Annotated in this window: 16 protein-coding genes; 2 read left to right on the top strand and 14 right to left on the bottom strand. The window is 41.9% G+C overall.

Annotated elements, in window-relative coordinates; all coding sequences use genetic code 11:
- Positions 1-37 precede the first annotated feature (37 nt).
- The 10 genes from PSH41_RS11140 to ccmA are packed head-to-tail and all read right to left on the bottom strand — an operon-like array spanning position 38 to position 7,753.
- A complete protein-coding gene (locus tag PSH41_RS11140) occupies positions 38-769 on the bottom strand; it encodes an MlaA family lipoprotein (RefSeq protein ID WP_004588329.1) in 732 nt (243 codons plus the stop codon).
- A gap of 9 nt (positions 770-778) precedes the next feature.
- Positions 779-2,029 (bottom strand): c-type cytochrome biogenesis protein CcmI, encoded by a 1,251-nt coding sequence (gene ccmI / locus PSH41_RS11135; protein WP_273589040.1) that lies wholly within the window; start codon positions 2,027-2,029, stop codon positions 779-781.
- Positions 2,029-2,490 carry a cytochrome c-type biogenesis protein gene (locus PSH41_RS11130; RefSeq protein ID WP_004588327.1) on the bottom strand — a complete coding sequence of 154 codons (462 nt, stop codon included), beginning with the start codon at positions 2,488-2,490 and terminating at the stop codon, positions 2,029-2,031. Before PSH41_RS11130 ends, ccmI begins: the two co-directional genes overlap by 1 nt.
- Positions 2,490-3,059 (bottom strand): redoxin family protein, encoded by a 570-nt coding sequence (locus tag PSH41_RS11125; protein WP_029773820.1) that lies wholly within the window; start codon positions 3,057-3,059, stop codon positions 2,490-2,492. Before PSH41_RS11125 ends, PSH41_RS11130 begins: the two co-directional genes overlap by 1 nt.
- Positions 3,059-5,023, bottom strand: a complete 1,965-nt coding sequence (locus tag PSH41_RS11120) for a heme lyase CcmF/NrfE family subunit (RefSeq protein ID WP_273589039.1) — start codon at positions 5,021-5,023, stop codon at positions 3,059-3,061. The genes PSH41_RS11125 and PSH41_RS11120 overlap by 1 nt, the downstream gene beginning before the upstream one ends.
- Position 5,024: 1 nt before the next feature.
- Positions 5,025-5,504 carry a cytochrome c maturation protein CcmE gene (gene ccmE / locus PSH41_RS11115; protein ID WP_004588324.1) on the bottom strand — a complete coding sequence of 160 codons (480 nt, stop codon included), beginning with the start codon at positions 5,502-5,504 and terminating at the stop codon, positions 5,025-5,027.
- Positions 5,501-5,704, bottom strand: a complete 204-nt coding sequence (gene ccmD / locus PSH41_RS11110; protein WP_004588323.1) for a heme exporter protein CcmD — start codon at positions 5,702-5,704, stop codon at positions 5,501-5,503. The genes ccmE and ccmD overlap by 4 nt, the downstream gene beginning before the upstream one ends.
- 3 nt (positions 5,705-5,707) lie before the next feature.
- Entirely contained in the window at positions 5,708-6,445 is a 738-nt protein-coding gene (locus PSH41_RS11105) for a heme ABC transporter permease (RefSeq protein ID WP_004588322.1), read from the bottom strand.
- A gap of 1 nt (position 6,446) precedes the next feature.
- Entirely contained in the window at positions 6,447-7,133 is a 687-nt protein-coding gene (gene ccmB / locus PSH41_RS11100; RefSeq protein WP_004588321.1) for a heme exporter protein CcmB, read from the bottom strand.
- On the bottom strand, positions 7,133-7,753 hold the full coding sequence (gene ccmA, locus PSH41_RS11095) for a cytochrome c biogenesis heme-transporting ATPase CcmA (protein WP_095206646.1): 621 nt from the start codon (positions 7,751-7,753) through the stop codon (positions 7,133-7,135). The genes ccmB and ccmA overlap by 1 nt, the downstream gene beginning before the upstream one ends.
- A gap of 113 nt (positions 7,754-7,866) precedes the next feature.
- Between ccmA and fliK the strand changes: the two genes are divergently transcribed.
- Entirely contained in the window at positions 7,867-10,179 is a 2,313-nt protein-coding gene (gene fliK, locus PSH41_RS11090) for a flagellar hook-length control protein FliK (RefSeq protein ID WP_273589038.1), read from the top strand.
- A 1-nt stretch (position 10,180) separates the two neighbouring features.
- Positions 10,181-10,501 (top strand): EscU/YscU/HrcU family type III secretion system export apparatus switch protein, encoded by a 321-nt coding sequence (locus PSH41_RS11085; protein ID WP_004588318.1) that lies wholly within the window; start codon positions 10,181-10,183, stop codon positions 10,499-10,501.
- A gap of 78 nt (positions 10,502-10,579) precedes the next feature.
- On the opposite strand, the gene PSH41_RS11080 is transcribed toward PSH41_RS11085, so the two are convergent.
- The 4 genes from PSH41_RS11080 to PSH41_RS11065 are packed head-to-tail and all read right to left on the bottom strand — an operon-like array spanning position 10,580 to position 13,077.
- Positions 10,580-10,981: a DUF2802 domain-containing protein gene (locus tag PSH41_RS11080; RefSeq protein WP_004588317.1), complete on the bottom strand. Its 402-nt coding sequence runs from the start codon at positions 10,979-10,981 to the stop codon at positions 10,580-10,582.
- Between the two features lie 17 nt (positions 10,982-10,998).
- Positions 10,999-11,496 (bottom strand): chemotaxis protein CheW, encoded by a 498-nt coding sequence (locus PSH41_RS11075; protein ID WP_004588316.1) that lies wholly within the window; start codon positions 11,494-11,496, stop codon positions 10,999-11,001.
- A gap of 24 nt (positions 11,497-11,520) precedes the next feature.
- A complete protein-coding gene (locus PSH41_RS11070) occupies positions 11,521-12,303 on the bottom strand; it encodes a chemotaxis protein CheW (RefSeq protein WP_273589037.1) in 783 nt (260 codons plus the stop codon).
- 3 nt (positions 12,304-12,306) lie between these two features.
- Positions 12,307-13,077, bottom strand: coding sequence for a ParA family protein (locus tag PSH41_RS11065; RefSeq protein ID WP_004588314.1), 771 nt, complete (start codon positions 13,075-13,077; stop codon positions 12,307-12,309).
- Between the last annotated feature and the right edge of the window lie 10 nt (positions 13,078-13,087).

The raw sequence follows: 13,087 nt of genomic DNA, 5'->3' as shown, positions 1-13,087 counted from the left end.
ATGCCAGCAATTGCTGGCATTTTTTTATAGCTGTTATTTATAAGCTTTCTAAGAAGTCTTCATCAAAGTCTTCAGGCTCTTCTTTGATTGGAGGATTGCCGTCGTATAGCTCATAAAGCTGACGCTGAAAGTATATGTCTTTAACAAACAAATACGGGTCAAGAGAGTCATTAAGTAGGCCTTCTTGCGGGATAAGTGAAGCACGAGCTTCAACCGCTTTAAGCGCAAAAACTAAAATAGTTTGAGGCGTAGTCAGAGCGATTTCTGGTAACACAAAGTTATCAACTACATCGCCTGTTAAGTTACGTGCTGTAGTCGGCCCCATTGCTGGCAGCATAATATATGCGCCATCGCCAACGCCCCACACGCCCAATGTTTGGCCAAAGTCTTCATCTACCAGCTCAAGTCCAAGTGAACTTGCAACATCAAAAATACCAAATACACCTACCGTAGAGTTAACTAAAAAACGCGCTAAACTCACGCCTGCGTTACCCGCTTTACCTTGTAGCCCTGCGTTTATCATATCAACAGGCGCACTAATATTATCGGTAAAGTTAACAATCCCATTGCGTACAGGTACAGGGGTCACTTCTACATACCCTACAGCCACTGGGCGTAAAATATAAGCATCAAGAATATCCATATTAAAGTCGTACAATGGGCGGTTAATGCTTTGTAGCGGGTCGCGCTCATCAACTTTGTTTTCTGGTACTTGTGCACATCCGGCTAGCACCAATAAACATAAAAAAGTAAAACTATGCTTTAACATCTAATGTCCTTAAGGTATTAATGTATCAATTTGAAGTTGGTAGTCACTTACGTTTTCACGTTGTAGTGTCTCAGAGTGACCCTCTAACTCACCACTACTTGGCATAACTGACTCATCGATTGAGATCCGCGCTGTGATCACAATATCTTTAGCACTTGATAAGTTTAACCCATCAACCATTGCATTAGCATCAGTGAGTTGCGCTGTTAGCGGAAAGCTGTATTCATTTAGTTTAACAACCGCTAATGGCATAGGAGAGCCTTGAGCAGCCTTGGCAAAAATAAATAAAGTCCCCTGCTGAGGCTGCTTATCGAAAAGCTCATCCGCTAAGCTCACAGTAACACTAATAGCACTATTAGCAGAGACCGGCATTACAGAGCCCTCATTTTGCATTTGTTGCTCTATATCGGAAATACGCTGCGCTATCATTGAATAACGCGTATCGCTTTTATCCATGCTTGCCAGTAATACTTCAAACGCCGCTTTGGCTTGCGGCCAGTCCTTGCGCTCATAGGCAATAAGCGCTAATAAAGAAATAGCATCAAGGTTTGTTGGTTCAACCTTTAGCACTTTAGATAGCATACCCGCTGCACGCGTCATGTTCTCTTCGCTGCCTTCAAGCAGTAAAACTTGGCTGTAGCTAATGAGTACTTGCATGTTGTCTGGGTTCATTCGAAGGGCTTTATCAAACGATTGCTGCGCCATATCAAATTCGTTTAACGACATAGCCACACGTCCAAGCAACATCCACGCAACTTCGTCATCGCCTGATTCACTAAGCTTAGTGCGCAGCGCTAAAGCAAACGCTTGCAACTCGTTTTGAGTTAGAGGCTCACCTTTTTGCATTACCGCACGCTCGCCATAATCTGCAAGGTTATCCATTGCATCATACCACGCTGCTATTTGCTGCTGGCTCCCTGTAAAGGTGTAAAAAACACCGGTGAGGGCTAATAAAAATGCTGCGCCTGTTAAAGCAAAAATACGGTTATTACCTTTGCTATTAAGCGATTTTTCTGGTGAAAGCTCGTTCAATAAACGACGTTTTAGCTCAATAACCGATTCACTGTGGCTTTGCGCATCAATTCGTTGATTGTCTAAGTCGTTTTGCAGCTCAACTAAACGCTGCTCGTAAATGCTGATCAATTCTGCATTAGCATTGTGAGTAATGGTTTGCACGCGCTCTTTTTTTAAAAAAGGCAACATAATAAAAGCCAGTGCAATTAGTGTGAGTAAAGCAAAACACGCCCACATTAAAATCATTAATTTTGCTCCTGACGTTTATTTTCTGCAATTAACTTAGCAAGTTTTGCTTCATCATCGCTGTTCCAGGTTTGCTTAACTGACGCCTTACGCTGGCGAATTACAATAAAACCAAAACCCAAAATAACAATAAGTACAGGTAAAACCCAAAGTACCAATGTGGCCGGTGTTACAGGCGGATCGTAATGAACAAAATAACCGTATCTGTCTATCATGTAATCGATTACTTCGTCTTTTGTTTTACCTTCTTTTACCAACGCGAGTACCTTGTCGCGTAAATCTTTTGCAACAATAGCATCTGAGTCTGCAATATTTTGGTTTTGACATTTAGGGCACCTGAGCTCTTTGGTTAACTCTTCAAAGCGCACGGCTTGTTGGTTATTATCAAACTGGTAGCGATCTTGCTCGGCATACACTGCCATACTTATAAAAAAGCTCAGGGTTAATAAAAACACTCGCATTAATTTAGCTCCTGCATAACAGGGGCAAATTTAGCACGCCATACGCGCGGGTTTAGATCCCCTGTATGGTGTAATAAAATTTTACCCGTTTTATCCACTAAGAATGTTTCAGGGGCACCCGATACACCTAAATCAAGTGATAAGGTACGGTGCAAGTCTAAAATATTAAATTGGTATGGGTCGCCAGCACGGCTGAGCATATCGCTCACATCGGTGCGCAAAGCCTGCATATCAAATGGGCCATCAAAATCGGCATCGTACCCTTGTACATAGTACAAACCAATAATTTTTACGCCTTGCTCGCGCAGCTTAGTTAAATACCCAAGTTCAACTAAACATGTAGGGCACCAAGTCCCCCATACATTAAGTAAATAAACTTCGCCTTTTAGGCTTTCATCTGTCCAGCGCTTATCATCTTGCATTAAATCAGGCAGGTTAAACGCAGGCATCGTTTGGCCTAGTCGACCGGTTTGAATTTCACGCGGGTTGGCAAACAAACCTTGATACAAAAATACACATAAAAATATGAATATTAATAACGGTGCTAAAGCTAAAATTTTACGGTTCATTACGCATTCTCCAACGCTTTTTTGCGTGTACTTGCTGATGTACGGTAGCGTTTATCGAATAAAATCATAAACCCTGCAAGCGATATAAGTACACCGCCTATCCACATCCAACGCACGAACGGTTTGTGATAAATACGCAGTGACCATGCCCCTTTACTTAATTGCTCACCGAGCGCTAAATATAGGTCGCGAGTAAAGCCGGCATCAATTGCCGCTTCGGTCATAAATTGCATACCAATATCGTATTTGCGTTTTTCTGCATGTAACTCAGTCACTAGCTTATCGTTATTAAATACCGACACTACACCAGCATGTCCACTGTAGTTAGGGCCGCGTATTGCTTTAACGCCGTCAAATCGGTATTCGTATTGGTTAAGCGTAACAATATCGCCTTGCTTCATAGAAACATCACGCTCTACTGAGTATGCCGAAGTAAGCGTAACGCCTGCAATAACAAATGCTAAACCAACGTGACCTAGCACCATAGCCCAGTAGCTAATGCCTAAACGTTTAATGCCTTCTTTTAGCGTCCCGTGAACCGCCGCCTTGGCGTATAAATCTATGGCAGTAGATACAGCAACCCATACACCTAATGTGGTTGCTAATAATGTAAGTGGTTTTACGACATCGTAGCTTGAGAACAACCACGCACAGGTAATAACAACACTTATTAACACACCTATTAATACTTTATTTTGTAGTACAGCCCACTTGTTTTGTTTCCAACGAAGAAAAGGCCCTATTCCCATTAATATGGCAAATGGTACTAATAAAATGGCAAACATTTTATTAAAGAACGGTTCGCCAATAGAAATACTGCCTAGGCCCATTTCTTTATGCACCATAGGTAACAAAGTACCTAAAAGAACAATTAATGTGGCTACCACTAAAAAGATATTGTTAAGCCATAACGCCACTTCGCGTGATACAAACTTGTAACGGCCTTCGCTTTTAACTTGTGATACGCGCAGCGCATACAACGATAAACCGCCGCCCACAACAATGCCTAAAAAGGCTAGAATGAATAAACCTCTATCGGGGTCAGTGGCAAATGCATGCACCGATACAATAATGCCTGAGCGAACAATAAAGGTGCCTAATAAGCTCAGTGAAAATGCAGCGATGGCAAGCAGCACAGTCCACGATTTAAATACACCACGCTTTTCTGTCACGCTCAAAGAGTGCAATAAAGCCGTAGCAATTAGCCAGGGCATAAGCGATGCGTTTTCTACCGGATCCCAAAACCACCAGCCACCCCAGCCAAGCTCAGAGTAAGCCCACCAGCTGCCTATGGTTATTCCTAAACTTAAAAAGCCCCAAGCAGTCATCGTCCATGGGCGAGACCATTTAGCCCAAGTGTTATCAAGTTTACCTGTTAAAAGTGCTGCAATAGCAAATGAAAACGCAACCGATAACCCTACATATCCCATATACAGTAATGGCGGATGAATGATCATACCGGGGTCTTGTAGAAGCGGATTTAAATCACGCCCTTCAACAGGGAAATACGGCAGTAAGCGTTCAAACGGACTTGAAAGCAGTAGTGTGTACATCATAAAACCGACACCTAAAAAGCCAAGCACACCTAAAACGCGTGCACGCAACACCCAAGGTAGCGATTTAGAACGCATAGCAACTACGGCGGTCCACCCTGCTTGCATTACAAGCCACAGTAAAATAGCGCCTTCGTGCCCACCCCACGTAGAGGTAATTTTATAATACCAAGGCAACGTACTACTTGAATGATACGCCACATAAGATACCGTAAAGTCATCTGTTAAGCTGGCATAGATAAGCGCAGCAAACGAGAGAAGTACAAAAGCAAATTGCCCAACGGCTAAAGACGGGGCCGCACGCATTAAACGAAGATTACCGGTATGCGCGCCCCACAGCGGAAAAATACACAGTAAAACGCTTAGCACCATGGCAAGCGTTAAAGAAAAATAACCAAGTTCTGGGATCATATTAGCTACCGCTATCTAGGTTGTATTTTGGTTTTTCGTGTTTAATTCCTTTTACGGCTTCTGCAACTTCTGCTGGCATGTATTCTTCATCATGCTTAGCCAGTACTTCAAAAGCTTCAATCACGTTTGGTTCTACAAGCACACCTTGCGCTACAATACCTTGGCCTTCGCGAAATAAGTCAGGCAAAATGCCTTGGTATTTAATTGTTACCAATGGCCCGGTATCAATCAATTTAAAGCTGACTTGTAAACTTTGTTCATTACGAATGACAGAACCCGGCACAACCATACCGCCAATACGCAACTTTTGCCCTATTTGCGGTTTTTCTTTATCTGGGCCTTTGCCGTCTATTAGCTCGCTTGGTGTATAAAATAAGTTTATGTTTTCTTGTAGCGCATAAAGCACTAGGCCTACAGAGGCACCAATACCAAACAGTACTGCAATAATTACCAATAGGCGTTTTTTACGTCTTGGGTTCATGAGATTTGTTCCTGCTTCGCTTTTTTAATTCGCGCTTCGCGCGCAACTTGCTGCTCTACTGAGGCCATAATACGTTTTGTATCACGTAAAGAGCTAAATAAAATGCCCAACAAAATTAAGGCGCATGTACCAAATGAAAGCCACACGTAAAACCCGTAGCCTCCCATTGCAATAAAATCAGAAAAAGAGTCAAACTGCATAATTTACCCCTTACTTAACAAGGCTCGAACCCAAGGTCGATGCTTTTCACGTTGTAATATTTCATTTTTAAGGCGAATTAACGTTACAGTGCCCACAAACGCTGCAAATGCTAAAATATTTACCATAAGCGGCCAAAACATACTTGGGTCAATGGCTTTTGTATCAAGCTTTGTGATTGTTGCGCCTTGGTGCAGGGTGTTCCACCACTCTACGGAGTAGTGAATAACAGGTAAATTAATTACCCCTACAATGGCTAAAATAGACGCTGCGCGCCCTGCTGATTTTTTATCTTCAAAGGCATGGTAAAGCGACAGCACGCCTAAGTATAAAAACAATAAAATAAGTTCAGAGGTTAAACGTGCATCCCATACCCACCAAGCACCCCACATAGGTTTACCCCATGCAGCGCCGGTAATTAAGGCAATAGCTGTAACACATGCTCCCACCGGGGCAATAGCAATTACAGCAAGTTCAGCGTTACGTAATTGCCACACTAAAGCGACAATAGCTGCTATAGCCATAGAAGAGTATGCGCCCATAGACAAAATAGCCGATGGAACATGAATGAAAATAATACGGTAGCTGTCTTTTTGTTGATAATCAGCTGGTGCAAAACCTAAGCCCCAAATCCAACCAACAAGCATACTTATAACCGTAACAACGGCAAAATAAGGCAGTAACGTATTACATAATTGATATGCGCGCTCTGCTTTTGCGTAGGGATGTAACCACTTCCACATATTAACTTACACTCACTTTTAATGCTGACGATATGGCGATGGGTGCGCACATAATAGCAACTACTAACATGGCCCCAAGAATGGCAAGCTGCCCGCTATAATCCAGCGACATAGTACTGGTATCAATGGCTGACGTTGCAAAAATTAAAACAGGAATATACAAAGGCAACACTAATAGGCTCATTAAAATGCCGCCTTTTTGTAATCCCACAGTAAGGCCAGCCCCAATTGCACCAATAAAGCTTAATAATGGCGTGCCTAATAATAATGTTAATACGGTCGCTAACAGCGCAGAGCTCTCTAAATTAAGCAATAAAGCAAATAACGGTGTCATTAATACTAATGGTAAACCGGTAACAACCCAATGCGCCGCAACTTTAGCCAACACGGTGAGTGATAGCGGGTACGATGAAGCAATTAGCTGCTCCAACGAGCCATCGTTATAGTCGTCTCTGAACAATTTATCGAGTCCAAGCATGGTAGAGAGCAAAGCTGCTACCCAAATAATACCTGGCGCCATTCTGTTTAATAGACCGGGCTCTGGGCCAATTGCTAACGGAAATAAAGAAATAACAATGAGAAAAAACAAGATCGGATTGATAATTTCAGCACGCTGGCGAAACGCAAGCTTTACATCTTTACTAAATACCGCACTAAACAGCAGCCAATATGAATGTTGACGAGTCATCAGTAACGATACTCCAAGGTCACCGTTTGTAGGTTTTCAAACTGTGTTGTTAAATCTTGATGGGTTGTTAGTAAAATAGCGCCACCACTCTTTAAATGCTCAGAAAAACGTTGTTGTAAAAAGGCAACGCCATTTTTATCAAGTGCAGTAAAGGGTTCATCAAGCACCCATAGTTTTGCATCGCTTAACCATAATCGCACTAAAGCGACACGACGCTGCTGCCCTGCAGAGAGCATTCTTACCGGCACATCTTCAAGGCCCACTAAGCCAAGCTTAGCTAAAATTGGATATAAGTCGGGCTCATTTGTATAGCCGTTAATGTGCAACCAATGGCGTACGTTTTCCAGTGCGCTGAGCTGCACATTGACACCGGTTTTATGGCCTATAAATAGCAGGTCTGTGGCGTACTCTTCATAATGCTTGGCAATAGCTTGCTGGTTATAAAAAATAGCGCCTTCATCAGGCACACTAAAGCCTGCGACAATACGCAATAATGATGTTTTGCCAGCCCCGTTAGGACCCGCTAATTGCATGATTTGACCGCTATTTAGGCTAAAGTTAAGATCCGCAAACAAACAACGTTCTTGCTTGATGCAGGTGACGGACTTAATGTGTAACAAGATGACGTTTCTCTATGCCAAAAATTAGGCGTTAGTCTACCATAATGATAGGGTAATACGAATATTGCTTTAAAATCGATTCACGAAAATTAGCGAAAACTTGATTTAAAATAATGAATAATCCAACGCAAGTCACATTATCTAATTCATTGGTTAATAACCAAAGCACCCCGAGCACTTCGGACGAATTAGTACAATTACCCGAGCAGGTACTTGCGGCTAAAAATATTCAGTTTTCAAAAGGCTCAATTACTCTCGATGTTTTGATTGATAAACACTGGCAAACACTGCGCTTAGGCATAACGCATGCCCCTCAAAATACAGACAAAATAGCAAGTGCTAACATACAGCTCAGCGCTGATGGAAAGCAGCTAAATATTACTCCTAACAATACCAATATTACACTTAGCAACGCATCACAACTGCAGCGTTTTTTAAATTATGTTAGTACCGGTAGTGAAATACAAAGTAAACCCTTGCCAGTCAATGTACAGCTTTCGCCGTCACCGCAGCTTATGATACCTAGCCTTAATGCCAGTATTGCAATTAACAAAGAAACCGCACAGCTGTTAAATACCGAGCAGCCATTACAGGTACTTATTAATACAACCAATAAAGGCGCACAAATAAATGTTATTAACCGCTTTGCTGACACCGTCCATACTCAAACTCTCAGCCAACATAAAATTTCGCAGCTATTAACTAACTTACTGCCCAGCGCGCAACTACAAGCAACGCCTAAATTAGCTATTATTTCGCACCCTCAGCATAGCGGCTCGTTCACAACCCCGATAACCAATAAACAGCTTAGTGAATTGCCTAGCAAGCCCGTGGCAGTAAATATTACCAATCAAGCAGATAAGCTGCTCATTAAAACTAACTTACCTAAAATGCAGGTCGCACTTAATAACTCATTTAGTAAACCCTTTACCGACTTGGTTTTATCACAGCAGCAAAATGCAGCCAGTACCCCCACTGATAAAACAAGCCCGCAGTTAAGTGCACAAAGCCCTATAAAGTCGTGGTTACAAAGCAGCTTTAGTGATATAAAAACGCGAATTAACGATGCCGTTAAATACTTTGAAAACAAACCCTTTGCGAGTAAAACGCCGCCTTTGCAGGCTCAACAAGCTAAGCTTGATGTAAATAAAACGCCTACACCAATAAACACGCTAACAAACCCTAATTTAAGCAAGCTAAATATAACCGCAGAAGTTGTTAATCATTCTTTTACCCCTAGCAGCCCTTTAGCTAAACACTTTGCGCAGCTTCCTCCTTTAGTGCAAATAACCCAGCAATTAAAGGCGAGTGTGTCGTTATGGCAATCAGCAAACAACGCAGCTCAGCCCCATGCAGTGAGCGCCCAACCAACAAATGTAAGTACGCAAGGCAACGCTTCTGCGCCGCTGAGTTTAAAAACACTACATGCCACAACTTCACAGGTAAATACTCCTAACCAACCCAGTTTGTCTCACTCACTTTTTAACACAGCTGTAAGTCAGCAGTTACAACCAACAGAGGCTAAACTTTTAACCTCGCTTTTAAATTTGCCAACAGAGAGTGAGCGCCCAAATAGCGCTTCCAACCCTAAAACATTGTTGAGTAGCCAAATTACTGACATAGCAAGTAAAGCTACACAAAATACACCTGATCTAACGCGTTTAGTAAATCAAGCTTTTAATAGAATGGTCTCCAGTACTAATGTGCACCCAGCCACCATACAGCGAGAGCTTTTAAGTACCTTGCAACCACTTACTACGCCAAACGACACACTACAAAGTAGTTTTACAAAAGGGCTTGAGCAACTTGCGGTTACTATTTTAGCGGCGCCAATAATAAGCCAACCAAGTACTTCGCTAACGTTTAATAACCACACAGGCGTGGATGCCCTACTTAATGTGCTTTTACCTACTTTTAAAGTAGGTAATGGCGCGGATAAACTATTAGAGCAACTTCAACAAACACAAATACAAGAGCTTGCCCCAGAGCTGCTACAAGTTAAAAATACCCTTAGCCAAGTACAAGTAACTACGCCAAACCAACAAAGCGACACAAACCCGCTAGCACAGTTTTTATTTCCGATGAAACTTCCGCCTGAAGCGGGACAAACAGAGATAACCTTAGGGCAATATAAAAAAGCCAGTGTAGATAAAACCGAAAAAAACGTGTGGTTTGTTAGATTAAATTTTGATTATGCACAGCAAGGGCAATTACAAATAGTGGCTGAGCTTATGGACAAAGCGCTCGATTGCCAGCTGCTTGCCTCTAGCCAAGAAGTAAGTGCAATTGCACACCCTCACTTAGATAGCCTCAGGGCTAAATTAGCTCAGCATGGCTTGCAAGTAGGCGAGCTAAACTTAAAACGCGGAGATGCTAGTCATCAAGCGTTTTATCAATCGCATGCCATTATAAATATTAAGGTTTAACATGACTGACACCTCTAATTTAGCAGCAAATAATAAATCCGCGATTGGCCTGTTGTATGAAGCAGGAAGTACCCCCGCGGTAAGTGTAAAAGGATTTGGCGAGTTGGCCGATGAAATAATCGCAGCAGCGAAACAAAAAGGCATTATGATCCACCAAGATGAAGCACTTGCTAAAACACTCTCACACTTAGAATTGGGAGAGGAAATACCTAAAGAGCTTTATTATGTTATTGCTGAATTGATTGCTTTTTCGTACGTGCTTCGTGGGCAGTTCCCACCTGGCTGGCAAGACTTTCAAGGTAAGCTAAATGTAAAGGCATAACTAGGTGGATGAATTATATCCCCCCTTTATTAAGTATTACTGCACATTGGTATTGTGTAGTTAAAAGCAAAAAAGACGCTAGGCGTCTTTTTGTTTATGTAACGAAAATAATAGTTCAGCTTCAGCCCTAGGAAGCTCGCACTCGCGTATCACTTCATCTAAATCTGCGCCAAGCTCAACCATTTTAACAGCACGAGAATATATTTTTGCGTCTGGGTCATCATATTTTTGGGCAGCTTGTTGTTGCATCAACTCTTGATTTTGTTGCTCAACTTCAAGTACGCGCTTACCAATACTTAAAAGCCCTGTTCTGAGCTCAGACACTTCACTGCGTAATATATGTGTTTGCTCTGAGGTATCTTTTAATTGCTGTGATACCGCATTAAGCTCCGCCGACTGTTTATTTTTTAATGCAACAATTAGCGCCAGCGATATTAAACCTATCCCTAGCGCTGCTATTGCGATACTAAGTAACAACATAATTTTAGTGGTAAAGCTTAAATATCGCTTAACTCATCCCATTCGTCATCGCTAAGTAATTTATTTAAATCGACTAAAATAAGTAATTCGTTATCGCGGTTACATACACCTTGGATAAACTTAGCGCTTTCTTCGGTACCAACATTTGGCGCGCTGTCTATTTCAGAGCTGCGTAAATACACAACTTCAGAAACACTATCAGCTAAAATACCAATTACTTGCTCTTCTGCTTCAATAATTAAAATGCGAGAGTTATCAGTTGCATCCGCAGCAGGCAAACCAAAGCGTGCACGAGTATCAATAACAGTGACTACGTTACCACGTAAATTTATAATGCCAATAACGTATGAAGGTGCACCAGGTACTGGGGCAATTTCGGTATAACGTAAAATTTCTTGCACCTGCATTACGTTTACGCCATACGTTTCTTCTTCAAGCTTAAACGTTACCCACTGTAAAATTTCATCGTTGTTATCTGCGTTTTTATTCGCTGATAATAGTCTATCTTCGCTCATGCTGTTACCCCGTAATGGTCGTTACTACTGACGGCTATCTAAGCCTTCTTCTAATAGTGCATTTAAATTATCTACATCTATTAAAGCACACATTTTTTCTTTAATAACACCGGCAAGCCAAGGGCGTTTGCCACTGTGTTTTCGCCATTTTACATCTTCTTTACTCAATGTAATGTTATTTATTAACTTTTCAGCCAATAAACCCCAGTTGCTATCGCCTAAGGTTATTAAATACTGATAATTAAGAGAGGCCTCTAACTTTTCATCGTACTTTTCAGGCATTACCCAACGGGCAGTATCAACTACGTTTAGCTTTTCATCTCTATTAAGCATAACGCCTTTAAACCACTTTGGCTTACCAAATAAATGATTTACTTCACCTAATTGATGAATTCCTCCAAGCGCTTTCAAAGGAACAGCCAATGTTAAACCAGCCACTTCAAAAAACAGAGCCTGAAATTCACCTTCAAAGTAATCTTCTTGGCTATGTAATAAAGGGGCAGGTTCTGTACTTAACTGGGTTTGCACCTCAGCTGTCTCTACTGGCTCAGGCTCAATAGGTGCCGGTGGCGAAATAGTGGCGTCAGCCTCGCTATTACTCTCTTTTACTTGCTCAGAATAAAGCTGCTCGGTTACTTTTAATTGCGCTTTGGGCTTTAAAAGTACTTCGTCGTTTTGTAAGGCACTAGGTACTTGCTCAAGTAGCTTTGCTACAGGCTCAAGGTTTTCCTCAGGTTCGTCTTCGCATAATAGCGCCCCTAAGTATTGAGTCATTACTTTTTCATTAGCAAATAATTGCTTACTCATTCATTAACCTTGTCCAATTAAATAATCTAATAACGCTTTATAAGCGTAAACCCCACGCGAACGCGGGCAAAACTCTATGGGCACCTTTTGTGCAAGGCTTGCATCTCTAAACTTTGTATCAACGGGGATCACCCCTGGCCATACTTTATCTTTATATGTATTTTGCAACGTTTTGTAGGCTTCAAGCGACGCTTTAGTGCGCTTATCATACATAGTAGGGATTATAGTATATTGGTACTGTTTCGCTTGAGAGCTTTGCATTAACTCCATAGTGCGCATCATTCTATCAAGCCCTTTGAGCGCCAAAAACTCAGTTTGCACAGGCACTAAAATACGTTCGCTGGCGGCTAATGCGTTCACCATTAAAACACCTAAAACTGGCGGGCAATCAAGCAGCGCATAATCGTAATGTTCACTAATTTTTGCAAGTGTTTTTTTTAAAATTAAGCCCATTCCCGTTTTATTGCCCATGCTTCTATCGAGGGTTGCTATAGCCATCGTCGCAGGCAATATATCCAGGTTTTCCATGGTAGAGGGGCACAATGCTTGAAGTATTTCTTCACTTTGCATTGAGGTGCCGCGAGCAAAAATATCGTACACACTGACTTCTAAATCTTCAGAATCAATACCAAAATAGTACGTTAGTGAGGCGTGAGGGTCGGTATCAATGAGTAATACGCGTTTACCTTGCAAGGCCAAAATACCAGCAAGACTGACAGCCGTTGTGGTTTTACCTACACCGCCCTTTTGATTTGCTACTGTCCAAATCTTCACATTAAGTCCT

Source organism: Pseudoalteromonas sp. CST2, assembly GCF_028599385.1.
GTDB classification, from domain to species: Bacteria; Pseudomonadota; Gammaproteobacteria; order Enterobacterales; family Alteromonadaceae; genus Pseudoalteromonas; species Pseudoalteromonas atlantica.
The sequence above is the reverse complement of the archived record's forward strand: the minus strand, read 5'-3'. Positions and strand labels throughout refer to the sequence as shown.

Coding starts and splice junctions, on each gene's coding strand:
- PSH41_RS11140 (WP_004588329.1), bottom strand. CDS start 769: ATGTTAAAGCATAGTTTTACTTTTTTATGTTTATTGGTGCTAGCCGGA.
- ccmI (WP_273589040.1), bottom strand. CDS start 2,029: ATGATTTTAATGTGGGCGTGTTTTGCTTTACTCACACTAATTGCACTG.
- PSH41_RS11130 (WP_004588327.1), bottom strand. CDS start 2,490: ATGCGAGTGTTTTTATTAACCCTGAGCTTTTTTATAAGTATGGCAGTG.
- PSH41_RS11125 (WP_029773820.1), bottom strand. CDS start 3,059: ATGAACCGTAAAATTTTAGCTTTAGCACCGTTATTAATATTCATATTT.
- PSH41_RS11120 (WP_273589039.1), bottom strand. CDS start 5,023: ATGATCCCAGAACTTGGTTATTTTTCTTTAACGCTTGCCATGGTGCTA.
- ccmE (WP_004588324.1), bottom strand. CDS start 5,504: ATGAACCCAAGACGTAAAAAACGCCTATTGGTAATTATTGCAGTACTG.
- ccmD (WP_004588323.1), bottom strand. CDS start 5,704: ATGCAGTTTGACTCTTTTTCTGATTTTATTGCAATGGGAGGCTACGGG.
- PSH41_RS11105 (WP_004588322.1), bottom strand. CDS start 6,445: ATGTGGAAGTGGTTACATCCCTACGCAAAAGCAGAGCGCGCATATCAA.
- ccmB (WP_004588321.1), bottom strand. CDS start 7,133: ATGACTCGTCAACATTCATATTGGCTGCTGTTTAGTGCGGTATTTAGT.
- fliK (WP_273589038.1), top strand. CDS start 7,867: ATGAATAATCCAACGCAAGTCACATTATCTAATTCATTGGTTAATAAC.
- PSH41_RS11085 (WP_004588318.1), top strand. CDS start 10,181: ATGACTGACACCTCTAATTTAGCAGCAAATAATAAATCCGCGATTGGC.
- PSH41_RS11080 (WP_004588317.1), bottom strand. CDS start 10,981: ATGTTGTTACTTAGTATCGCAATAGCAGCGCTAGGGATAGGTTTAATA.
- PSH41_RS11075 (WP_004588316.1), bottom strand. CDS start 11,496: ATGAGCGAAGATAGACTATTATCAGCGAATAAAAACGCAGATAACAAC.
- PSH41_RS11070 (WP_273589037.1), bottom strand. CDS start 12,303: ATGAGTAAGCAATTATTTGCTAATGAAAAAGTAATGACTCAATACTTA.